Origin of the sequence: Streptomyces sp. LaPpAH-108 (assembly GCF_000373625.1) — a bacterium.
In the GTDB taxonomy this organism is placed as follows: Bacteria; Actinomycetota; Actinomycetes; order Streptomycetales; family Streptomycetaceae; genus Streptomyces.
Genome location: NZ_KB891999.1, coordinates 319,784 through 341,193, shown reverse-complemented (window position 1 = coordinate 341,193; position 21,410 = coordinate 319,784). Strand labels below are relative to the sequence as shown.

Sequence of the window (21,410 nt, the reverse complement as noted above, 5' to 3'; positions counted from 1 at the left end):
CCCCCGACCACCACGAGGCGAGCCCCCCGTCCGCATGACGCCGCCCCACCCCAGCCCCGCGACCACCGCGACCCGCGACCTCCGCGCTCCCGCAGACCTTCGTACCCCAAGGAGTCGATCCACCATGGCGAGCGATGCGCCGACCGCCCACGCAACCGACCTCGACTGGCTGCTGAGCGGCCTCGTGCAGCGCGTTCCCCACACCGGCAGCGCCGTGCTCCTGTCCTGCGACGGGCTGGTGAAATCCGTGCACGGACTCGACCCCGACAGCGCGGACCACATGGCCGCCCTCGCCTCCGGCCTGTACTCGCTGGGCCGCAGCGCGGGCGTCCGGTTCGGCGACGGCGGCGACGTGCGCCAGGTCGTCGTGGAACTCGACTCGACCCTGCTGTTCGTCACCACCGCCGGGTCCGGCACCTGTCTCGCCGTGCTCGCGGGGCGCGAGGCCGACGCCGCGGTGCTCGGGTACGAGATGGCGATGCTGGTCAAGAGCGTCCGCCCGTACCTCGTCACCGCCCCCCGGCAGCAGGCCGCCGACACCCCGGCGCCGGGGCATTGAGCGTGACGACGGCCGGCGACGGGCCCTGGCTGGACGACGCGGCCGGGCGACTGGTGCGGCCGTTCACCGTCAGCAACGGCCGCACCGAACCGACCATCGCCCTGGACCTCATCTCCCAGGTCATGGCCACCGGAGTCAGCCCGCTCGGCTACCTCGGCCCCGAGCACGCCCAGGCGATCGACCTGTGCCGCGGGCCCCTCACGGTGGCCGAGGTCGCCGCGCATCTCAGACTCCCCGCCGCCGTGACCAAGGTGCTGCTCTCGGACCTCGTCGACTGCGGGGCGCTCACCACCAAGCCCCCCGCCTTCCACCACAACCCCACTGACCGGTCTCTGCTGGAGGCAGTGCTCGATGGACTACGACGACAGCTCTGACCCGTTCCCCACCGCGCTCAAGATCCTGGTGGCGGGCGGGTTCGGGGTCGGCAAGACCACCTTCGTGGGAGCGGTCAGCGAGATCGCGCCGCTCAGCACGGAGGAGCTGCTGACCACGGTCGGCGCGGCCACCGACAACCTCGACGGCGTCGAGAACAAGGTCGAGACCACCGTCGCCATGGACTTCGGCCGGATCACCCTCGACCCGCAGCACGTGCTGTACCTGTTCGGCACGCCCGGGCAGGAGCGGTTCTGGTTCATGTGGGACGAGCTGTGCGAGGGCGCCCTCGGCGCGGTCATCCTCGCCGACACCCGCCGCCTGGAGGAGTGCTTCGCCGCCGTGGACTTCTTCGAGGAACGCGGCCTGGGCTTCATCGTCGCCGTCAACGAGTTCGACGGCGCCTTCCGCTACGACCCCGACGAGGTGCGCGCCGCCCTCGACCTCGGCCCCGGCACACCGGTGGTGCCCTGCGACGCCCGTATCTCCAGCTCCGGCGTACAGACCCTGCTCACCCTCGTACGCCACCTCATCGCCCACACCCCCGAACCCGCGCCACGCCACAGCGCCCACATGTGACCGCCGCACATGTGTCCCGCCCCCATGTGACCACCGCATACAGCCCTGGAGTCGCCCCATGAGGTACGCCCACCGTCACGGAGCCCGGTCATGATGTACGAGCCGGCCCGCCGTGTCCGTGGCCTGCTGCTCACCCCGGAGGACAAGGAGGCGCCCGCCCGCACGGCCAAGCTGCGCCGCATGGGACTCGGGGAACGCCCCGAACCCGCGCTCGACGTCTACGCCGACCATCTCGCCCTGCTCACCGGCGCGCCGTACGCCATGGTCAACTTCATCGGCGAGGACCGGCAGTTCTTCGCCGGGCTGAGCAGTCCCGCCGTGGCCCCCCTCGTCCGCGAGGACGGCAGCAGGCCGGAGATCGGCCGGGTGCTGCCCCGCGAACACGGCTTCTGCCCCCATGTGGTGGTCCGCCGCAAGGCGCTCGTGCTGGAGGACGTCCGCGACTATCCGCGCTTCGCCGGGAACCCCGTCGTGGACGACCTCGGCATCCGCTCCTACCTCGGCGCCCCTCTCATCGACAGCTCCGGCATGGTGCTGGGCACCGTGTGCGCGGCCGACACATCCCCGCGCTCGTGGGGACAGTCGGGCCTGGACACCATCAAGGCCCTCGCCGTCGAACTCACCGGCCGCATCGAACGGTCGGCCGCCGACGGCCTGCCCCTCTGAACCCACCGCACGCCTCCCGGCACTGCGGCACGCCCGGACCGGCAGCACACGGACCGACAGCACACCGGACCGACCAGACCATCGCTGCTCCGAACGAGTCGCGCCCGAACCGGTCATAGAAATCCCTCGTCCGCCCCCGGACCCCAGGCGCCGCAAGGCGTGAAGCGGAGCTGAGGCGCCGGTTAAGAAAAGCTCGATGGACCCGGGCCCGCGCATACGGCAGATTGCAGGGTGATTCCACCTCTCTGACCCGGTGCGGCCCCTTTCGGTGTGCCCGCGTGCCGGGCCTCACCCTCAGGAGCCGTAGCGTTGAAGGCGCTGGTCAAGGACAAGGCGGAGCCCGGGCTCTGGCTCACGGACGTGCCCGAGCCCACCGTGGGGCCCGGTGACGTACTGATCAAGGTCATGCGGACCGGCATCTGCGGCACCGACCTGCACATCCGGAACTGGGACGGCTGGGCGCAGCAGGCCGTGCGCACCCCGCTCGTGCTCGGCCACGAGTTCGTCGGCCAAGTCGTGGAGTTGGGCCGCGATGTCACCGAGATCCGCGTCGGCGACCGGGTCAGCGGCGAGGGCCATCTGGTGTGCGGCAAGTGCCGCAACTGCCTGGCCGGGCGCCGTCACCTGTGCCGGGCCACCATCGGACTGGGTGTGGGCCGCGACGGTGCGTTCGCCGAATATGTGGTGCTGCCCGCCACCAATGTGTGGGTGCACCGTGTTCCGGTCGATCTCGATGTGGCCGCCATCTTCGACCCGTTCGGCAACGCCGTGCACACGGCGCTCTCCTTCCCGCTGGTCGGCGAGGACGTGCTCATCACCGGCGCGGGCCCGATCGGTCTGATGGCCGCCGCGGTGGCCCGGCATGCGGGGGCGCGCAACGTCGTCGTCACCGATGTGAGCGAGGAGCGCCTGGCGCTGGCCCGCAAGATCGGCGCGAGTCTCGCCCTCAACGTCTCGCACTCCACCATCGCCGACGGACAGCGCGAGCTGGGCCTGCGCGAGGGCTTCGACATCGGCCTGGAGATGTCCGGCCGCGCCGAGGCCCTGCAGGACATGGTCGCCAACATGACCAACGGCGGCCGGATCGCCATGCTCGGCCTGCCCGCGCAGGAGTTCCCGGTGGACTGGGCCCGGATCGTCACCTCGATGATCACCATCAAGGGCATCTACGGCCGGGAGATGTTCGAGACCTGGTACGCGATGTCGGTGCTCCTCGAAGGCGGCCTCGACCTCAGGCCCGTGATCACCGGCCGGTACGACTACCGCGACTTCGACGCGGCCTTCGCGGACGCGGCCAGCGGCACCGGCGGCAAGGTCATCCTCGACTGGACCGCGTAACCCCGCCCCCGGCGGGTATGGCGAAAACCCCCACTCCGTCAGCACCTTTCAGAGGAGCCCACCCCATGTTCGACTCCGTCCGCGACGACCTGCGCGCCACGCTCGACGAGATCCGCGCCGCCGGACTGCACAAGCCCGAGCGCGTCATCGGCACCCCGCAGTCCGCGACCGTCGCCGTCACCGCCGGTGGCCGCCCCGGCGAGGTCCTCAACTTCTGCGCCAACAACTACCTCGGCCTCGCCGACCACCCCGACGTGGTCGCCGCCGCCCACGAGGCGCTGGACCGCTGGGGCTACGGCATGGCCTCCGTCCGCTTCATCTGCGGCACCCAGGAGGTCCACAAGGAGCTGGAGGCCCGCCTGTCGGCGTTCCTCGGCCAGGAGGACACGATCCTCTACTCCTCCTGCTTCGACGCCAACGGCGGTGTCTTCGAGACCCTGCTCGGCGCCGAGGACGCGGTGATCTCCGACGCCCTCAACCACGCCTCCATCATCGACGGCATCCGCCTGTCCAAGGCCCGCCGCTTCCGCTACGCCAACCGCGACCTCGCGGACCTGGAGACCCAGCTCAAGGAGGCGACGGCGGGCGGCGCGCGGCGCAAGCTCATCGTCACCGACGGCGTCTTCTCCATGGACGGCTACGTGGCCCCGCTCGCCGAGATCTGCGACCTCGCCGACCGCTACGACGCCATGGTCATGGTGGACGACTCGCACGCCGTCGGCTTCGTCGGCCCCACCGGTCGCGGCACCCCCGAGCTGCACGGCGTCATGGACCGCGTCGACATCATCACCGGCACCCTCGGCAAGGCCCTCGGCGGCGCCTCCGGCGGCTATGTCGCCGCCCGCGCCGAGATCGTCGCCCTGCTGCGCCAGCGCTCGCGCCCGTACCTGTTCTCCAACACCCTCGCCCCGGTCATCGCCGCCGCCTCCCTGAAGGTCCTCGACCTGCTGGAGTCCGCCGACGACCTGCGCGTCCGCCTGGCCGAGAACACCGCCCTGTTCCGACGCCGGATGACCGAGGAGGGCTTCGACATCCTCCCCGGCGACCACGCCATCGCGCCCGTCATGATCGGCGACGCGTCCGAGGCGGGCCGCATGGCCGAGCTGCTCCTGGAGCGCGGCGTCTACGTGATCGGCTTCTCCTACCCGGTCGTCCCGCAGGGCCAGGCCCGCATCCGCGTCCAGCTCTCGGCCGCGCACTCCACGGAGGACGTCGACCGCGCGGTGGACGCCTTCGTCGCGGCCCGCGCCGCGCTGAAGGGCTGATCCGACGGCTGACGGCCCGAAGAGGGCCTGAACGAGACAGGTGGCCGCCCCGCACACAGTGGGGCGGCCACCTGTCTCAACCGCACATGGTGTGCCGTGCGGGGATGTCGGTCCGGGACATGTGGGCCGCCTCCCGGGCGCGGCCGAAAACATGCGGCCCCTTGCGATAATGGGCCCCATGATCGAGGCTCGGCGGCTCCACATCCTCCGTGCGGTCGCCGACCACCGGACGGTCACGGCAGCCGCCGCCGCGCTGTACCTCACTCCCTCCGCCGTCTCCCAGCAGCTCACCGCGCTGGAGCAGGAGACCGGCCACCGGCTGGTCGAACGGGGCGCGAAGGGCGTACGGCTCACCCAGGCCGGGGAGATCCTGCTCGGCCACACCAACCTGGTCCTCGCCCAGCTGGAGCGGGCCGAGGCGGAGCTGGCCGCCTACGGCAAGGGGGAGGCCGGCACCGTCACCCTGGCCGCGTTCGCGACCGGCATCGCCGGGGTGGTGGCCCCCGCCGTGACCCGGCTCGCCCGCTCCGCGCCCGGCATCGGCATCCGGGTCCAGGACGCCGAGGGCGACGAGAGCCTGCGGATGCTCCTGGACCGGCGGGTGGACGTGGCGGTGACGGTCGAGTACCGGGGCGCCCCGCCCGCCGACGACCTGCGGCTCACCCATGTCCCGCTGTACGCCGAGCCGTTCGACGCGGTCGTCCCCGTCACTCACCGCCTCGCGGACGCCGCTGTCATCCCCCTCGCCGACCTGGCCAAGGACCCGTGGATCGGCCCGTACCCCGGCAACCCCTGCCACGACGTGGTCGTCCTCGCCTGCGAGAGCGCCGGTTTCCAGCCCCGTCTGGAACACTCCTCCGACGACTTCCGCGCCGTCGTCGCCCTGGCCTCGGCGGACGCGGGCGTGGCCCTCGTACCCCGCTCGGCGCTGCGCGGCATGGACCTCTCGGGCGTGGTCGTCCGCCCCGTGGACGGCGTGGCCCCCACCCGCCGCGTCTTCGCTGCCGTACGACGCGGCGCCGAGGACCATCCGCTGATCCGCCCGGTACTGGACGCGCTGGGCTGCGCGGCCCGTGCCGCCGACTCGGCCGCGTGACACGACGATCCCGACCCTGACCAGCGCCCCGGACCGCTCGCCGGATGACTGTCAGTGGCAGGAGTTACCGTGCGTGGCATGACGGACGCAGACGACGTACGCCGGATCGCCCTGTCCCTGCCGGAGGTGACGGAGAAGATCGCCTGGAGCATGCCCACGTTCCGGGTGGCCGGGAAGATGTTCGCCACGCTGCCCGAGGAGGAGACCTCGCTGGCCGTGCGCTGCCCCAAGGAGGAGCGCGACGAGCTGGTCCTGGCCGAGCCGGAGAAGTTCTGGATCGCCGGTCACGAGGCCCAGTTCGCCTGGGTCCGCGCCCGGATAGCCGCGCTGGACGACGAGGCGGAGCTGCGCGCCATCCTCACCGACTCCTGGCGCCAGGCGGCCCCGCCCCGGCTGCTGGAGGCCCACCCGGAGCTGGGGGCGCCCGAGGCGGGCTGACCCCCGCGCACCGCACCCGGCCGCGCCGCTCCGCTCGAACAGCCTCCGCTCACACCCGAGCGGGCGCCAGGAACGCCCCGATCCGCTCCCGCAGGCTCCCCGCGTCCAGCCCGTGCGCGGCCACATGCTCCTCGATCGTGCCGTACCGCCGCAGCTCCCGGCGGGCCACGCCGAGACCGAGCACCCGGTGCGGCACGTCCGCCAGTGCCTCGCCGACGGCCCCTGTCGAGGTCCCGGCGAGGTACGGCTCGACGAGGACCACGTTCGGGCGGGCCGCCCCGTCCTCGGTCGCCCGCCGCAGCGACGCGGCGTCGAAGGGCCGCACGGTCGTGGCGTAGAGCACGGTCACGTCCAGCCCCTCCGTCGCCGCGAGGACGGCGTCCAGCATCGGACCGACCGCGATCACGACCCCGGCACGCCCCTCGCGCACCGTGAGGAAGTGCTCGCCGTCGACGGGAAGTGCGTCGCGGTTGGCCTGGAGGGAGAGGCGGACGTACACCTTGTCGTCCCCGGCGGCGACCGCGTGCCGCAGCAGGGTCTCCGCCTCGTCGGGGTGGCCGGGCACGTGCAGGGTCCAGCCGTCCAGGGTGTCGAGGAGGGCGATGTCGCCGGGCGCCATGTGGGTCACGCCCCCGGCCGGCCAGTCGAAGGAGGCCGCCGCGCTGACCAGCACCGCTCCGGCGTTCTGGTGGCCCAGGTCCAGCTTGACCTGCTCGAAGGGCCGCTCCACGAGGAAGCTGGCGAAGGTGTGCACGATCGGCCGGAGTCCGGTGAGCGCGAGCCCGGCGGCGGCGCCGATCAGCAGCTGTTCGCGGATGCCGACGTTGATCACCCGGTCCGGGTGCGCGCGCTCGGCCTCGCTGAAGCCGTCCCTGCCGATCTCGGCGAGCACGACCGCGACACGGGGGTTCTCCTCCAGCAGCCGGGAGGCGACGGGGGCGAACCGGTCACGCATGGTTTCCATGAGGAGGGGCCTTTCACTGAGGTGCGCGAGGGGGAGAGGGTGGGTGGGAGATCAGGCGTTCTTCGGCTCGACACGGGCCACGACCACATGGGGGCAGCCGGGGTGCGGGGCGGTGAAGGCGGCGTACAGGGCCTCGTGGTCCCGCCCGTCCACGGTCACGGCGGACCAGCCCGCCGCCTCGAAGCGGGCGGCGATCCCACCGGGCCGCGCGTGACGGGCGGAGGAGTTGTCCACGACGACCGTGTGCAGCCGGTCGAGCCCGGCGGGCCCGGCGAAGGCGATGGCCTCGTGGTTGCTGCCCTCGTCCAGCTCGGCGTCCCCGATCAGCACCCATACGGCCGGGTCGTGCAGCCCCTGGGCGCGCAGCCCGAGCGCGCTCCCGACGGCGATCGGCAGCCCGTGCCCGAGCGATCCGCTGCCGATCTCGGCGCCCGGCACCAGCACCCGGTCGGGGTGGTGCCCGAGCGGCGAGTCGTAGCCGCCGAACCCGGGCAGCCACTCCACGGGGACGAAGCCCTTCGCGGCGAGGACGGCGTAGTACGCCATCGGCCCGTGCCCCTTGCTCAGCAGGAACCGGTCCCGCCCCGGGTCGTCCTGTCGCTCGGGCGTGACCCGCAGCACCCGGTCGTAGAGCACCCACAGCACGTCCAGCGTGGAGGTGGCGGCCGGGCCGTGCTTCTCGTCGCCGGTCATGAGCCCCATCAATCTGCCCAGGTCGGCATAGGTGCCGGGGGTCTCGCCGGGGGCGGTGTCGGGGAGCCGGTCGGGACGGTGGTCGTGCGCGGTGATCGTCATACCGTCGATCGTGCAACCTCGACCGGACTTGAGGTCAACCGTTGACGGATGCGCGACCACCGACCCGAGTGCGGTATTGTTTCCCTGCACGTTGCGACCGGGGAAACCCCAGGTCAAACGGCATCGGGACGTGGCGCAGCTTGGTAGCGCACTTGACTGGGGGTCAAGGGGTCGCAGGTTCAAATCCTGTCGTCCCGACTCGTGAGAGTCGCAGTTCAGGGCCGGTTTCGGAGAAATCCGAGACCGGCCCTGCGTCGTCCGGTGAGGCGAGACTGCTCGGGATCTTGCGACGCCAAGTGGTTCCTCCCGTATGCGGCGGCGGCTCACGACTGCCCGCAGGCGTTCACCTTGGAGGCGTAAACGTGGCGAACCCGGCGCCGCGCCTGGGCGTCACCGATCTGGGCCACTTCCCCACAGGCACAGCACCGGCGGGCTGGCCTGGGCGAGGTCGAGAGCGATGTCCGTGATCATGTCCTCCTGGCCGCCCACCAACCCGCGTCGGCCCACCTCGACGAGGATGTCGCGGGTGTCGACGCCGTAGCGGCGGGCCGCCGTCTCGGCGTGGCGCAGGAAGCTGGAGTAGACACCGGCGTAGCCGAGGGTGAGCGTTTCGCGGTCGACGCGGACCTCGCGGTCCTGCAAGGGGCGGACGAGGTCGTCGGCCGCGTCCATCAGCGGGAACAGGTCGCAGCCGTGCTGCCAGTCCATCAGGTCGGCGACCGCGACGAAGGCTTCGAGAGGGCAGTTGCCCGCGCCCGCGCCCTGGCCCGCCAGTGAGGCGTCGACACGGGTGACACCGTTCTCGACGGCGACCACCGAATTGGCCACTCCCAGACCGAGGTTGTGGTGGGCGTGGATGCCGAGGGCGGTGTCCGGGCTCAGTACCTCGCGGTAGGCGCGGACCCGGTCGCGCACTCCGTCCATGGTGAGCCGACCGCCGGAATCGGTGACGTACACGCACTGGGCGCCGTAGGACTCCATCAGCTTCGCCTGGCGGGCCAGTTCCGCCGGTTCGGCCATGTGGGACATCATCAGGAAGCCCGCGACGTCCATGCCCAGGTCGCGGGCGGCGTCGATGTGCTGGGCGGAGATGTCGGCCTCGGTGCAGTGGGTGGCCACGCGGACCGAGCGGATGCCGAGGGAGTGCGCCTGCTTCAGGTCGCGCACGGTCCCGATGCCCGGCAGCAGCAGCGTGGTGGGTATGGCATACGACACCGCGTCCACGACCGCCTCGATCCACTCCCAGTCGGTGTGGGCCCCGACGCCGTAGGTGATGCCGGAGCCGGACAGGCCGTCCCCGTGGGCGATCTCGACGGCCGCGACCCCGGCCGCGTCGAGGGCGGCGGCGATGGTGCGGGCCTGCTCCAGGGTGTAGCGGTGGCGGACGGCGTGCATGCCGTCCCTGAGGGTGACGTCCTGGACGTACAGGGAGGTCATCGGGCTGCCACCTCCGTGGCGCGGTGGGCGGCCATGCGCTCGGCGGTGCGCAGGGCGGCCGAGGTCATGATGTCGAGGTTGCCTGCGTAGGCGGGCAAGTAGTGGGCGGCGCCTTCGACTTCGAGGAAGACGGACACCTGAGCCGCCTCCGCACCGCGCGATCCACCCGGCAGCAGGCCGCGCAGGGGGTCGTCCGCAGAAACGCGGTCGAACTGCACCTTCTGCTTCAGACGATAGCCCGGCACGTACGCCTGGACGCGGGCCACCATCTCCTCCACCGAGGCGGTCACGGCGCTGTCGTCGCAGTCGCCGACCAGGCAGTGCACGGTGTCCCGCATGATCAGCGGGGGCTCCGCGGGGTTCAGGATGATGATCGCCTTGCCGCGCGCCGCCCCGCCGACCTGCTCGACGGCCGCCGAGGTGGTCTCGGTGAACTCGTCGATGTTGGCCCGGGTGCCGGGGCCCGCCGACCGGGAGGAGATCGAGGCGACGATCTCCCCGTAGTGCACGGGCGTGACGGCGTTCACGGCCGCCACGACCGGGATGGTGGCCTGGCCGCCGCAGGTGACCATGTTGACGTTGGGCGCGTCGAGGTGTGCGTCGCCGTTGACCGGCGGAACGACGTACGGTCCCAGCGCGGCGGGCGTCAGGTCCACGACCGTGCGCCCAAGGGAGCGCAGGATCTCGTCGTGGCGGCGGTGCGCTCCGGCCGAGGTGGCGTCGAAGACGATCTCCACGTCCGCGAACTCGTCCAGCTCGATGAGACCGTCCACCCCTTCGTGGGTGGTGGCGACCTTCAGGCGGCGGGCGCGGGCCAGGCCGTCGGAGTCCGGGTCGATACCGGCCATCGCGGCGATCTCCAGCGACTCCGACAGGCGCAGGATCTTGATCATCAGGTCGGTGCCGATGTTGCCCGACCCGATGACGGCGACCTTGGTGCTCATGCTCCGGCTCCTTCCGAGACGGCGGAGGCGAACGCGGCCGTGACCGTGCCGAGTCCCTCGATGTGTGCGGTGAATGCGTCGCCCTCGCCTGCGACGACCATGGGCCCGAGCGCACCGGTCAGCAGGATGTCGCCCGCCTTCAGCGGATCGCCCAGCCGCGCGAGGGTGGCGGCGAGCCAGAGGGCGGCGGTGAGCGGGCTGCCCAGACAGTCGGCGCCGGTCCCCGAGGAAGCGGACGCGCCGTTCCTGGTCAGGTGCATCGTGACCGCGCGCAGGTCGACCCGGTCCAGGGGTACGGGGGTGCCGCCGAGGACGAACAGTCCGCAGGAGGCGTTGTCGGCCACCGTGTCCACGAGGGTGATGTCCCAGTCCGCGATGCGGCTGTCGACGATCTCCAGGGCGGGCAGCGCGAAGGCCGTCGCCCGCAACAGGTCGGCGACGGTGGGATCGCGGTACGGCAGGTCCGCGCCCAGCACCAGGGCGACCTCGGCCTCGACCTTGGGCTGGAGCAGCCGTCCCGGGGCGATCGGCTGCCCCTCGGGGACGGCCATGTCGGCGAACAGCGCGCCGAAGTCGGGCTGGTCGACGCCGAGTTGATGCTGGACCGCGGGCGAGGTGAGACCGATCTTGCGACCCACCGGACGGCGCCCTTCGGCGACGGCACGCTCGACGTGCAGGCGCTGTACCGCGTAGGCGGCTTCGATGTCGGCCTCGGGCAGCAGCGAGCGCACGGGGGCACACGGCACCCCGCTGCGGGTGGCTTCCTCAAGGACGGCTGCCGCCTTGACGACGGCGTCGCCGGGCTCCCGGGCGGTCACGCCCGCCCCCGGCGACGCTGCGGAGCGGACACGCGGATGTCGGCGGTCCCGGCGCCGCTCAGCGCCGGAACGGTGCCCTCGGAGCGCGTGAGGGAGCGGGCTCCGGCCCGGAACTGGGCGAGCTTGTCCACGATGGTCCGGCCGACGGGGAGATGGCCCCAGACGCTGATCCCCTGGTGTGTGGTGGGTTCCCAGGTGCTCTCGTCGACGACCAGGGGGTTCCAGCCGACCTCCCACTCGAAGCCCGAGGGGGTGCGCGCGTAGTACGACAGTTCGCGGTCGTTGGTGTGCTGCCCCACCGACAGGGCCATGTCGAAGCCGAGTTCGTGCACGCGCTGGTAGCTCTGCGCGACATCGTCCAGGGTCGCGGCCTGGATGTTGAGGTGCTGGACCCGGGTGCGGACCGGGTCGAGCGGAAGGCGGGCGGTCGCGGCCACGGCGATGGAGTGGTGCCGTTCGTTGACGCGCAGGAAGCGGATCTTGAGCTTGACGCCGCTGATCGTCTCCTCGATGAGGTCCGTGAGGCGGGCGTCGAAGACGGTGTTGAAGTAGCCCCGGATCCGCGCGGGTTGGGTCGAGGTGAGCGCCACGTGGCCCATGCCGGAGTCACCGGTGACGAAGCCCGAGGCCAGCATGCGCAGGGGTGCGGCGGAGGTGCGGGGTGTCGTGTAGATCTCCTGGGTGATGCCCTTGGGGCCGGGGAAGCGCAACAGCCGTTCCACGCCGCGCAGTTCGGCCTCCTCGTCGGTGCCCGTGATGAGCGGGACACCGTGGGCCCGTACCCGTGCCTCGATCCGCTCGAAGGCGGTGTGGTCGTCGATGTGCCAGCCGGTCGTGACGACGTCCTCGGCGGGACCGCGCCGCAGCAGGAAACGGCACTCCTGGTCGTCCAGGCGGAAGCGCATCAAGTCGGGGGAGAGGGCGTCGTGATGCATGCCGATGGCATCGGTGCCGAAGCGGCGCCAGTCGGCGAAGCGGTCGGTCTCGATGACGATGTAGCCGAGGTGGACGGCACCGAAGACCGAGGCGGTGGCGAGCGGTTGGGTGCTCATCGGCGGCCTGCCAGGAAGTCGGCGCAGAGCCGGTTGAACAGTTGCGCCCGCTCGAACTGGACCCAGTGCCCGGTGTTCGCGACCATGTAGAGATCGCAGTTGGGCATGCGCTCGGCCAGCATCCGGGCGCCGGAGGGCCGGTTGACCTTGTCCCGCGCACCCCACAACACCAGGGTGGGCACCGGCAGCCGGGAGAGCCGCCGGTCGCGGGTGAAGTCCATCTTCATCAGGGTGCGTACGGCGCCCGGCCCGGAGGGCCGCCGCAGGGGCGGGGCGGCGATCACCTCGGGGTCGATGCTGGCCCGGTAACGCTCCTCGATGGCGGAGTCGGGAACGTCCGCCGCGTTGAAGACCAGGTAGTTACGGATGAACTTCTCCAGCTTCAGCCGCGAAGGCCCCTCGCCGCCGTAGTAGTTCAGCAGGCTGTTGAGACCCGGCGTGGGCAGGGCCCGGGTGGTGCCGACACCGCCGGGCCCCATCAGCACCATCCGGCCGACGCGGTCGGGGGTGTCCAGGGCCAGCCGCAGGGCGCAGGCGCCACCGTAGGAGTTGCCCACCAAGTGCGCCTTCTCCAGGCCGAGTTCGTCCAGGAGACCGCGGATACCGGTCGCCAGGTCGCCGAAGGGGTCGGCGGCGTCTACGCCCTTGGTGCTGCGTCCGTAGCCGGGGAGGTCGGGCACGACGACCCGGTACTCCTTGGCCAACTCGGCGATGTTGCGAGCGTAGTTGGAGACGCCCGAGGCGCCGGGGCCGCCGCCGTGCAGCAGCAGGACCGCCGGACCCTCGCCGGTCTCGGCGGCGAAGATCTTCCGTCCGCCGACGTCGTACGTCGTCTCCCGCATCGTCGGCGGGGAAGTCGGTGTCGTTGTCATGGTGCCGGTGTCCTCACTGGGTGGTGGCCGCGGTCGGGCGGCGGACGAGGGAGGGAGCGAAGCCGGGCGGCGGGGGCGGGAGCGGGAGGCCCGCGGGGGCCGACGCGTAGACATAGGCGTCGGGGCGCAGGGCGAGCGTGGCCGCTCCGTGCCTGGCCATCCACGGCAGCAGGACGTCGTCGCAGTCGACGAGCGTGTCCGCCGCCGGTTCGGAACCGGCCGGGGTGACCGTCAGCGCGGGGACGCCGGGGATGTCCCAGGCGGGCGCGGGCGCGGCCGTACGAGCGTGCAGCACGAGCCACCGGCCGCCGAGGGCGTCGTCGAGGCGGACCCGTTCGCCGTCGGCGTCGGTGACCCAGGGCTGGGGGACCTGGTGACCGGTCGCCTTGGCGCGGGAAGGTGCCTGGAGACCGGTGTCGTACCGGGCGACGGGGATCCAGTTCGCGTCCTGCATCCGGGCGCTGAAGCCGGGGAAGCGGCCCAGGGCGCGCAGCACGGTGTTGCGGACGCGCGTGACGGGCGGGCGGCGTTCGGTGATGACACGGCCGACCAGGACCGCCCGTTTGGTGACCTCTTTGACGTGCGGCTTGCGCTCGGCCTCGTAGCTGTCGAGGACGCTCTCGGGCAGTTCGCCGCGCAGGACCGCGTCCAGCTTCCAGCTCAGGTTCGCCACGTCGCGTACGCCTGCGGCCATGCCCTGGCCGATCCACGGCGGCATGGCGTGGGCGGCGTCCCCCGCGAGGAAGATCCGGCCCACGCGGAAGCGGGTGGCGAAGCGGACATGGTGGCTGTAGACGGTGGCCCGCAGCACCTCGATGCTGTCCCGGCCGATGCCGTACCGGGAGACCAGCCGGTAGACGGCCTCCTCGGTGGTCAGCTGCTTCTCGTCGTCGCCGGGCAGCAGTGGGAACTCGTAGCGGTGGTGGCCCAGGGGAGTGGGGCAGTCCACGGCGGGACGGACGGGGTCGCAGTGGAAGCGCAGCTTGTCGTGGTCCGGCCAGGGTTTGAGCATCTTGGTGTCGACGACGACCCAGCGGTCCTCGTACGTCCGGCCCTCATAGCCGATGTTCAGCTGCGCCCTGGTGAGGCTGGACCCGCCGTCGGCGGCGATGACGTACGAGGCCCGGAGCCGGCGGACGGTGTCGTCGGCCGTCCCGGCGACGGTGAGTTCCACCCCGTCGGCGTCCTGACGCACGCGCAGACACTCGTGCCGCAGCAGGATCTCGACGTTGGGGTAACGCCGCACCCCGTCCCGCAGGACCTGCTCCAGGGCGGGCTGGTAGATGAACATCTGCGGGGGATGCCCGTGGCCGCGCGACGTGGGGCGCGCGCTGATGAAGGACCGGCCGGACGCGTCCACGAAGTCCACGGGCCGCTCCGTCAGCATGTCCTGCTTGAGCCGCTCGGCGAGACCGGCGCGCTGCCAGATGCGGACGACCTCCTCGTCGGTGGAGATCGCCCGGGCACGGGAGTAGATCTCGCCGTCGCGCTCCAGCACGAGCACCTTCAGTCCCGCCGCCCCCAGGAGGTTGGCGGCGGTCACTCCGGTGGGCCCGTAGCCGATCACCGCCACGTCGTAGGACCCGTCCGGGGCTGCTCTCCCGGCCCTGATCTCGCTCACCAGGCCACCTCACTGCCGATCACGGCACTCTTAATGTAGCGCCCACTCCAATTGGAACGAGTGCTACGGTAGGCATGGCTCAGCGATACGGTCAAGGGCTGGGACACGCCACACGGGAGGGCCGGGCAGATGACAAAGGCGCAGACGGCACGGAAGAAGCGCGCGAACGGCGTGGAGTCACGGCAGCGCATCCTCGACGCGACCGTGGAGATCGCCGGGGAGCGGGGTTACCAGGGCACCTCGATCGCCGCGGTCAGTGCCAAGTGCGGCCTGCCCGCCAGCTCCATCTACTGGCACTTCGCCGACAAGGACGACCTGATCGCCGCCGTCATCGAGCGCAGCTTCGACACCTGGCTCGCGGAGGTCGCCCTGCCGGACGAGGACCTGGGCACACCGCTGGAGCAGGTGGTCGCCATGGCGGCCAAGGTCGCCAAGTCCCTCGTGGACGCCCCCGACTTCCTGCGCCTGGGCCTCATGCTCGCCCTGGAGCGACGCCCCGAGGAGCCTCGGGGCCGGACCGTCTTCCTCCAGGTCCGCGAGGTCGCCCGCGCCAAGATCGCCGAGACGGTCTCGAAACTCTTCCCCACGCTCGACGAGAACGCCGTCTCCACCGTGACGACCTATGCCGTCGCGGGTGCTGACGGGCTGTTCGTGCAGCGGGAGATCGACGGGGACGCGGTCGACCTGGTGGCCCTGTTCGAGCTGCACGCACGTCTGGTGTTCGAGGCGGCGACGCGGCTGGCCGCGAGGAGTGGTGAGTGACCGGCGCCGACGAGACCGCCGCCTAGGCCGGCCGCATCGGCACCGGACTGCTGCCCGGACGCGCAGTCCTGCCCCGACACGCGCCCCTGTCCGGCACCGCACCCCCAGACGTCCAGCGTCGCACCCCCGCTCCCGCACGGAAGGCCGCGTCATGGCTCACTCGACCCACCGCATCGACGTTCACCAGCACCTCGTACCCGCCTTCTACCGCGACGCGCTCGCCGCATCGGGCATCGGCGAAGCGGGCGGGCGTGCCCTGCCCGACTGGAGCGCGGAGTCGGCCCTGGAGTTCATGGACCTGATGGGTATCGCCACGGCAGTGCTGTCGGTCTCGACACCCGGAGTCGGCTTCCTCACGGACCCTGAGGAAGCCACCGGGTTCGCCCGGCGGCTCAACGACCACACGGCCTCCCTCGTCGCCGAACACCCTGGCCGCTTCGGGCAGTTCGCGACGCTGCCCCTGCCCGACGTCAAGTCCTCCGCCGCCGAGGCCGCACGCGCGCTGGACGAACTCGGGGCCGACGGGGTGACGTTGCTGGCCAACAACCACGGCACCTACCTCGGCACCGAAGGACAGGAGCCGCTCTGGCAGGTGCTGAACGATCGCCGCGCCGTCGCCTTCGTCCACCCCGCCGAGCTGCCCGCTCCGCCGGTCGACGGCATTCCGCCCTTCGCGGCCGACTTCCTCCTCGACACCACCCGCGCCGCCTACCTCCTCGTACGCAACGGTGTCGTCCGCCGTTACCCGGACATCCGGTTCATCCTCGGCCACGCCGGAGGGTTCGTCCCCTACGCCTCCCACCGCATGGCCCTCACCATCGCCAGCGACACCGGACGCAGCCCGCTGGATGTCCTGGACGACTTCCGCTCCTTCTACTTCGACACCGCCCTGTCCTCCAGCCCCGCCGCCCTCCCCACCCTGCTCGCCTTCGCACGGGAGGGACACGTCCTCTTCGGCAGCGACTGGCCCTTCGCGCCCGCCCCGGCCGGACAGTACTTCGCCAACGGCCTCGACACCGGCGTCGACGCCACCACGCTGGAAGCCGTCAACCACCTCAACGCCGGACTGCTCTTCCCCCGGCTCGCGTCCGGCGCGCGCCCGCCGGCCCCCGAGGCGGCCTCGACACGCCTGCGGCAGGCTGCCCAACGCAAGGCGGCACGCCTGGCGTTCAAGCTCGTCCAGCCCGGCACCGACTGAAAAGATGACGACACCGCCGCGTGACAGACCGGACCGGTCACCACGGCGCGCTCCTCGGCCCTGGCAAGGTTTCCGTGAAGCTGTGAACCACACAGGGCCGGTTTCGGAGAGGTCCGAGACCGGCCCTGAGTCGTTCTTGGGGACCAGCGGGGGAACCGGGGGTTCCCGGGAGCGCCCACCGTCGAGCGGCGGGGTCAGTTCCCCTTGGCGGTGCGGCCCAGGCGCAGGGCCGAGACGAGGAAGAAGATGCCGCCCGGGACGGCGTAGCCGATCGCGCTGGTGAGCGTGGGCTCGCTCGCCCCGGCCGACGCGATGAACGACGCACCGGCCAGGACCGAGATGCCGCCGCTGAGGATCATCGGCCACTGGCCGCCCAGCGAGCGGCGGGGGACGGCCACGATCAGCTGGACCGCCCCGGCCGCGATCGCCCAGGCGCCCCACACACGCAGCACCGCCGGAATGCCGGACGTACAGGCGAGGGCCACGCCGAGGGCCGCGACCAGGCTGATCGCCATGTTCACGTAGAGCAGGACAGGGGATCCCGTGGTGCGCGACGAGCGCGCGTCGACGACGGCCGCTCCCACGTCGAACAGCGGATACAGCACGAGCAGCACGCTCGCGACCGGGCCGAGCCGGGCCGCCATCGGGAACATCACGAGGGCCCAGACGATGGCGAACGCGAACCGGACGAAGTACAGCCGTCGCAGGGCGGAGGCCGTCCCGGTGATACCGGTCGGCGCGGTGAGGGTGCTCATGGTGATCCCTTTCCGAAAAAGAACGAACGTTCTGTCTCTTCAGGCTGGCAAGGGTGCCCCGGCTTGTCAAGACCGAACGTTCTACCTCTTCGGGGTGTCGCCCGGGACGGGCGCCGGTGGCCTACCTGACGGCTGCGCCCGCCGTCTCCTCGGCGGAGCGCGCCCGGAGAATCCCCTCGACGCCTCGCAGGAAGGTCTCGGAGACCAGTTCGGGGTCGGACAGGCAGCCGGAGACCATGGCGCCGTCCCGGAGCATGACGAGGTGCCGGGCAGCGGCTTCGGCGGAACTGTCGCCGGTCCCGGTCAGAAGTTCCGTGACGGTGTCCAGGAACCACTGCCGGTGGGCCAGGACGGCCCGGTGGACCGGGTGGTCCGGATCCGGGTACTCCGCCGCCGCGTTGAGGAAGGCGCACCCCCGGAACCCGGGGGACCGGATGCCCGCCGTGATGGTCCGGCAGACGGCACGGACCTTGTCGGCCGCCGACTCCTCGCCCGCCCGGGCGGACGCGGCCTGCGCCCGCAGTTCCCGGTCGGCCTGGGTGAGATAGGCCAGGACGAGATCTTCCTTGCCCGTGAAGTGCCGGTACAGCGTGGCCCGGGTGACCTGCGCCTCCGCGACGATCCGGTCGACGCCGACGGAGTGGATGCCCTCCGTGTAGAAGATCCTCGTCGCCGTGGAGAGCAGCCGCTCGCGCGCCTCCGACGTGCCGCTTCGCTTCGTGCCCTGGCTCATGCGCCCAGGTTAGCGAACAGGGAGAGAGAACGGTCGGTCTCGACGGCGACGGCGACGGCGACGACGGCGGGGGCTGTGGCCCCGGTCCGGTGGGTCCGCGCATCCGGGCGGACCCCGTGCGTGTCCTCACCGGCGCCGCCCCCGGCGCGGCTAACCTGCCCGTGCGCCGGTGACCGCCGCACGGAACGACGGCCGCCGCACGGAGCGAGGAGATGCGCGAACATGCGTGAGCTGGCGGACGTGGCACGGCGGTGGGCGGCGCAGGGGCGTGCGGGGGTGCTCGGGCGGCCCATCGTGGAGTGGGGGTTCGGACCCCGCAATCCCGCCGACGCCGTGCTGATCGGCGGGGACGGCCAGTGTCATGGCTCGCTCTATCGCGGGGCGTGCGACGAGTACCTGGTGTCCGAGGCCGCCGTCCTCCCGGCCGGGCACACCGCCTGCGTGCGCGAGGTGTCCGTCCATCACGAGGAAGTGGCGAGCGCGGGTCTGACCCGGGGCGGACAGGCCGAGGTGCTGTTGCAGCCGCTGCACACCCTGCCCGCCCTCTGGTGGGACCTGCTGGCCGACGGTGCCGACGCGGCCCTGGTCACGTGGCTGGACGAGAGCCTGACCCGGGCGGTGAGCAGTGTCGTGGCGCCGGGCCGGAGGAGTGACGCCGGTGCGTACGTCCCGGTCCAGGCCGTCGAGCGCGCCGAGGAACTGCTCTCGCGGCGCAGGCCCGGCCGCGACACCCTCCCGGCGGAGGACGGGCTCGTCCTCATCGAGATCGCCCCCGCCCCGCCCCATCTGGGCATCGTCGGCGGGGGAGAGCTGGCGCAGCTCCTTCTCGCGCAGGCCCGGCTGCTGGGCTGGCCCGCCACCGTCGTGACCACGGCGCGCGACGCCCTGCGGCTGCTCGCCGAACGGCCCGACGGTGCCTGTCTGGTCATGCTCAGCCGTGATCCGGACATCGACGTCCCGGTCCTGTCGGCGGCGCTGACCGCCGGTGTCTCCTACGTCGGCGCGCTGGGCTCCCGCCGTACCCAGGAGCGCCGCCACGCCGAGCTGATCGGCGCCGGGCTGGACGAGAAGCTGCTCCGGCGCGTCCACGGTCCCATCGGGCTCGACCTCGGCGCCCGGAGCCCGGCGGAGACGGCCCTGGCCATCTGCGCGGAGGTGCTGGCCGCGCTGGACGGCCGGGAGGCGCGGGTGCTCCGTGAGCGGCCTGGTCCGGTCAACGTCTGAACCGGTGTCCGGAGCGGCGGTGGACCGTCCGGCCGGACGACACCTTGGTCGATGTCGATGAACCGACCTCGGAAGTGAACTTCGGGATAAATGCCCATATCGACAAATGTCGTTCGTTGGGCGATCGTACAAACCCCTCTCCGGGGCCTGCGGCTTTGCCCGGACACCGGGGCTGAGCAGGCCCTTTCGCTGCCCGCGCACCAGTCGCGCACCCCTTCCCGACGTGTTGGGATCAAAGGGTCGGCCGTGCTCCCGTGCCCGCGTACGGTTCGAGCCGCCTGATCCGTGGATGCGTCCTGCCTGACCCGTGGAAAGGGGTGATCTCCGTGTCTCGACCCAGGATCCTGGTGGTGGGGGCGGGTTTCGCCGGAGTCGGTTGTGTCCGTCATCTGGAGCGTGAGCTGGAGCGGGGGGAAGCGGACGTCACCCTGGTGACGCCGTTCTCGTACCAGCTCTACCTCCCGCTGCTGCCCCAGGTGGCCGCCGGGGTGCTCACCCCGCAGTCGATCGCGATCTCGCTGCGGCGGAGCAGGAAGTACCGCACGCGCATCGTGCCGGGCCGGGCGATCGGCGTGGACCCGGTGGCGAAGGTGTGCGTGGTCAAGACCCTCACCGGCCGGATTCTCAACGAGTCCTACGACTACATCGTGCTCACCCCGGGCAGTGTGACCCGCACCTTCGACATCCCCGGTCTCACTGAGTACGCCGTCGGGATGAAGACCCTCGCCGAGGCCGCGTACATCCGCGACCACGTCATCTCCCAGCTCGACCTCGCGGACGCCAGTGACGACCCCGACGAGCGTGCCGCGCGGCTCCAGTTCGTGGTCGTGGGCGGTGGTTACGCGGGCACCGAGACCGCGGCCTGTCTGCAACGCCTCACCCACGCCGCCGTGGAGCGCTACCCGCGCCTCGATCCGGGCCTGATCCGCTGGCACCTGATCGACATCGCCCCCAAGCTCATGCCCGAACTCGGCGACCGGCTCGGGAAACAGGCGATGAAGATCCTGCGCCACCGGGGCGTCGACGTCTCGCTGGGGGTGTCGGTCGCGAAGGTCACGGAGGACGAGGTCACCTTCACCGACGGCCGGGTCATCCCGACGTACACGCTGATCTGGACGGCCGGTGTGGTCGGCAGCCCGCTGATCGACACCTTCGACGCGGAGAAGGTCCGGGGGCGGCTCAGGGCGACCGCCGAGATGACCGTGCCCGGCCAGGACGGCATGTTCGCCCTCGGTGACGCCGCCGCGGTGCCGGACGTCGCGAAGGGCGGCGACGCGATCTGCCCGCCCACCGCCCAGCACGCCATGCGGCAGGGCAAGGTGGTCGCGCACAACGTCATCGCCTCGCTGCGCGGCGAGCCGCTGAAGCCGTACGTCCACCACGATCTCGGGCTCGTCGTCGACCTCGGCGGCAAGGACGCCGTCTCGCGGCCGCTCGGCATCGAACTGCACGGAATCCTCGCCCAGATCGTGGCCCGCGGGTACCACTGGTCCGCGCTGCGCACCGGCGTCGCCAAGGTCCGCGTCCTGGTCAACTGGTTCCTCAACGCCGTCGCGGGCGACGATTTCGTCCGCACCGGCTTCCAGCGCGGACGCCCGGCCCGGCTACGGGACTTTGAGTACACCGACGCCTATCTCACGCCGGACCAGGTCCGTGCGGAGGTGGGGCAGGCGGAGTCCGCCGGGAAGATCGAGGGGAAGGGGTCCGGGGCGGCCTCCTGAGCATTTCCGCTCCGCCGTACGGCCTTTGCCGTTCCGTCGCGTGCCGGACTCGTCCTCGGCACGCGACGGAACGGCAAGGGCCGTTCGATATGCCCGGACACCGGTCCTTGTGGCATCCGCCAACTGGCCCTCCGGGCGGACATGTTGCTTCCGCAGATACCGCTGAAGGAGCGTCTGCGGGTCGCAAATGCGCCCGTTTTG

Annotated in this window: 22 protein-coding genes and 1 tRNA gene; 13 read left to right on the top strand and 10 right to left on the bottom strand. The window is 71.7% G+C overall.

Annotated elements, in window-relative coordinates:
* The first annotated feature begins 124 nt into the window (after positions 1-124).
* The 8 genes from B079_RS0130430 (at position 125) to B079_RS0130395 (ending at position 6,313) form a co-directional block, all read left to right on the top strand.
* On the top strand, positions 125-559 hold the full coding sequence (locus tag B079_RS0130430) for a roadblock/LC7 domain-containing protein (RefSeq protein WP_018549639.1): 435 nt from the start codon (positions 125-127) through the stop codon (positions 557-559).
* 2 nt (positions 560-561) lie between these two features.
* Positions 562-933, top strand: a complete 372-nt coding sequence (locus B079_RS0130425) for a DUF742 domain-containing protein (protein ID WP_018549638.1) — start codon at positions 562-564, stop codon at positions 931-933.
* A complete protein-coding gene (locus B079_RS0130420; protein WP_018549637.1) occupies positions 911-1,510 on the top strand; it encodes a GTP-binding protein in 600 nt (199 codons plus the stop codon). The genes B079_RS0130425 and B079_RS0130420 overlap by 23 nt, the downstream gene beginning before the upstream one ends.
* Before the next feature lie 90 nt (positions 1,511-1,600).
* Positions 1,601-2,176, top strand: coding sequence for a GAF domain-containing protein (locus B079_RS0130415; protein ID WP_018549636.1), 576 nt, complete (start codon positions 1,601-1,603; stop codon positions 2,174-2,176).
* Positions 2,177-2,485: 309 nt separating this feature from the next.
* The gene (gene tdh, locus B079_RS0130410; RefSeq protein WP_018549635.1) at positions 2,486-3,514 is read left to right on the top strand and encodes an L-threonine 3-dehydrogenase; all 1,029 of its coding nucleotides are present in this window, start codon (positions 2,486-2,488) and stop codon (positions 3,512-3,514) included.
* A gap of 65 nt (positions 3,515-3,579) precedes the next feature.
* Positions 3,580-4,779 carry a glycine C-acetyltransferase gene (locus B079_RS0130405; protein ID WP_018549634.1) on the top strand — a complete coding sequence of 400 codons (1,200 nt, stop codon included), beginning with the start codon at positions 3,580-3,582 and terminating at the stop codon, positions 4,777-4,779.
* Between the two features lie 178 nt (positions 4,780-4,957).
* Positions 4,958-5,875 (top strand): LysR family transcriptional regulator, encoded by a 918-nt coding sequence (locus B079_RS0130400; RefSeq protein WP_018549633.1) that lies wholly within the window; start codon positions 4,958-4,960, stop codon positions 5,873-5,875.
* Between the two features lie 78 nt (positions 5,876-5,953).
* Positions 5,954-6,313, top strand: a complete 360-nt coding sequence (locus tag B079_RS0130395) for an MmcQ/YjbR family DNA-binding protein (RefSeq protein ID WP_018549632.1) — start codon at positions 5,954-5,956, stop codon at positions 6,311-6,313.
* Positions 6,314-6,362: 49 nt separating this feature from the next.
* Here B079_RS0130395 and B079_RS0130390 read toward each other — a convergent pair whose 3' ends face one another.
* Both B079_RS0130390 and B079_RS0130385 read right to left on the bottom strand, forming a co-directional pair.
* Positions 6,363-7,277: a transketolase family protein gene (locus tag B079_RS0130390; protein ID WP_018549631.1), complete on the bottom strand. Its 915-nt coding sequence runs from the start codon at positions 7,275-7,277 to the stop codon at positions 6,363-6,365.
* Between the two features lie 51 nt (positions 7,278-7,328).
* Complete coding sequence (locus tag B079_RS0130385) at positions 7,329-8,072, bottom strand: transketolase (RefSeq protein ID WP_018549630.1); 744 nt, start codon at positions 8,070-8,072, stop codon at positions 7,329-7,331.
* A gap of 124 nt (positions 8,073-8,196) precedes the next feature.
* Here B079_RS0130385 and B079_RS0130380 point away from each other — a divergent pair.
* Positions 8,197-8,270: transfer RNA gene (locus B079_RS0130380), tRNA-Pro, on the top strand.
* 192 nt (positions 8,271-8,462) lie between these two features.
* Here B079_RS0130380 and dmpG read toward each other — a convergent pair.
* From dmpG to B079_RS0130350, 6 genes are read right to left on the bottom strand one after another with little or no spacing between them, the layout of a single operon-like run.
* Positions 8,463-9,509, bottom strand: coding sequence for a 4-hydroxy-2-oxovalerate aldolase (gene dmpG, locus B079_RS33110; RefSeq protein WP_018549629.1), 1,047 nt, complete (start codon positions 9,507-9,509; stop codon positions 8,463-8,465).
* Positions 9,506-10,453 (bottom strand): acetaldehyde dehydrogenase (acetylating), encoded by a 948-nt coding sequence (locus B079_RS0130370; protein WP_018549628.1) that lies wholly within the window; start codon positions 10,451-10,453, stop codon positions 9,506-9,508. The genes dmpG and B079_RS0130370 overlap by 4 nt, the downstream gene beginning before the upstream one ends.
* A complete protein-coding gene (gene mhpD, locus B079_RS0130365) occupies positions 10,450-11,271 on the bottom strand; it encodes a 2-keto-4-pentenoate hydratase (protein WP_018549627.1) in 822 nt (273 codons plus the stop codon). The genes B079_RS0130370 and mhpD overlap by 4 nt, the downstream gene beginning before the upstream one ends.
* On the bottom strand, positions 11,268-12,323 hold the full coding sequence (locus tag B079_RS0130360) for a VOC family protein (RefSeq protein WP_018549626.1): 1,056 nt from the start codon (positions 12,321-12,323) through the stop codon (positions 11,268-11,270). Before B079_RS0130360 ends, mhpD begins: the two co-directional genes overlap by 4 nt.
* Positions 12,320-13,195, bottom strand: a complete 876-nt coding sequence (locus B079_RS0130355) for an alpha/beta fold hydrolase (RefSeq protein WP_037802275.1) — start codon at positions 13,193-13,195, stop codon at positions 12,320-12,322. The genes B079_RS0130360 and B079_RS0130355 overlap by 4 nt, the downstream gene beginning before the upstream one ends.
* A gap of 13 nt (positions 13,196-13,208) precedes the next feature.
* Complete coding sequence (locus B079_RS0130350; protein ID WP_037802272.1) at positions 13,209-14,816, bottom strand: bifunctional 3-(3-hydroxy-phenyl)propionate/3-hydroxycinnamic acid hydroxylase; 1,608 nt, start codon at positions 14,814-14,816, stop codon at positions 13,209-13,211.
* Positions 14,817-14,945: 129 nt separating this feature from the next.
* Between B079_RS0130350 and B079_RS0130345 the strand changes: the two genes are divergently transcribed.
* Together B079_RS0130345 and B079_RS0130340 are read left to right on the top strand one after the other, a co-directional pair.
* Complete coding sequence (locus tag B079_RS0130345) at positions 14,946-15,578, top strand: TetR/AcrR family transcriptional regulator (RefSeq protein ID WP_018549623.1); 633 nt, start codon at positions 14,946-14,948, stop codon at positions 15,576-15,578.
* Positions 15,579-15,729: 151 nt separating this feature from the next.
* Positions 15,730-16,776, top strand: a complete 1,047-nt coding sequence (locus B079_RS0130340) for an amidohydrolase family protein (protein ID WP_018549622.1) — start codon at positions 15,730-15,732, stop codon at positions 16,774-16,776.
* Positions 16,777-16,970: 194 nt separating this feature from the next.
* On the opposite strand, the gene B079_RS0130335 is transcribed toward B079_RS0130340, so the two are convergent.
* A complete protein-coding gene (locus B079_RS0130335; RefSeq protein ID WP_018549621.1) occupies positions 16,971-17,531 on the bottom strand; it encodes a hypothetical protein in 561 nt (186 codons plus the stop codon).
* Between the two features lie 121 nt (positions 17,532-17,652).
* Entirely contained in the window at positions 17,653-18,264 is a 612-nt protein-coding gene (locus tag B079_RS0130330) for a TetR/AcrR family transcriptional regulator (protein ID WP_018549620.1), read from the bottom strand.
* A gap of 222 nt (positions 18,265-18,486) precedes the next feature.
* Here B079_RS0130330 and B079_RS0130325 point away from each other — a divergent pair, with 222 nt between their 5' ends.
* On the top strand, positions 18,487-19,488 hold the full coding sequence (locus tag B079_RS0130325) for an XdhC family protein (protein ID WP_018549619.1): 1,002 nt from the start codon (positions 18,487-18,489) through the stop codon (positions 19,486-19,488).
* Between the two features lie 317 nt (positions 19,489-19,805).
* Entirely contained in the window at positions 19,806-21,209 is a 1,404-nt protein-coding gene (locus B079_RS0130320) for an NAD(P)/FAD-dependent oxidoreductase (RefSeq protein WP_026249232.1), read from the top strand.
* Positions 21,210-21,410: the final 201 nt, after the last annotated feature.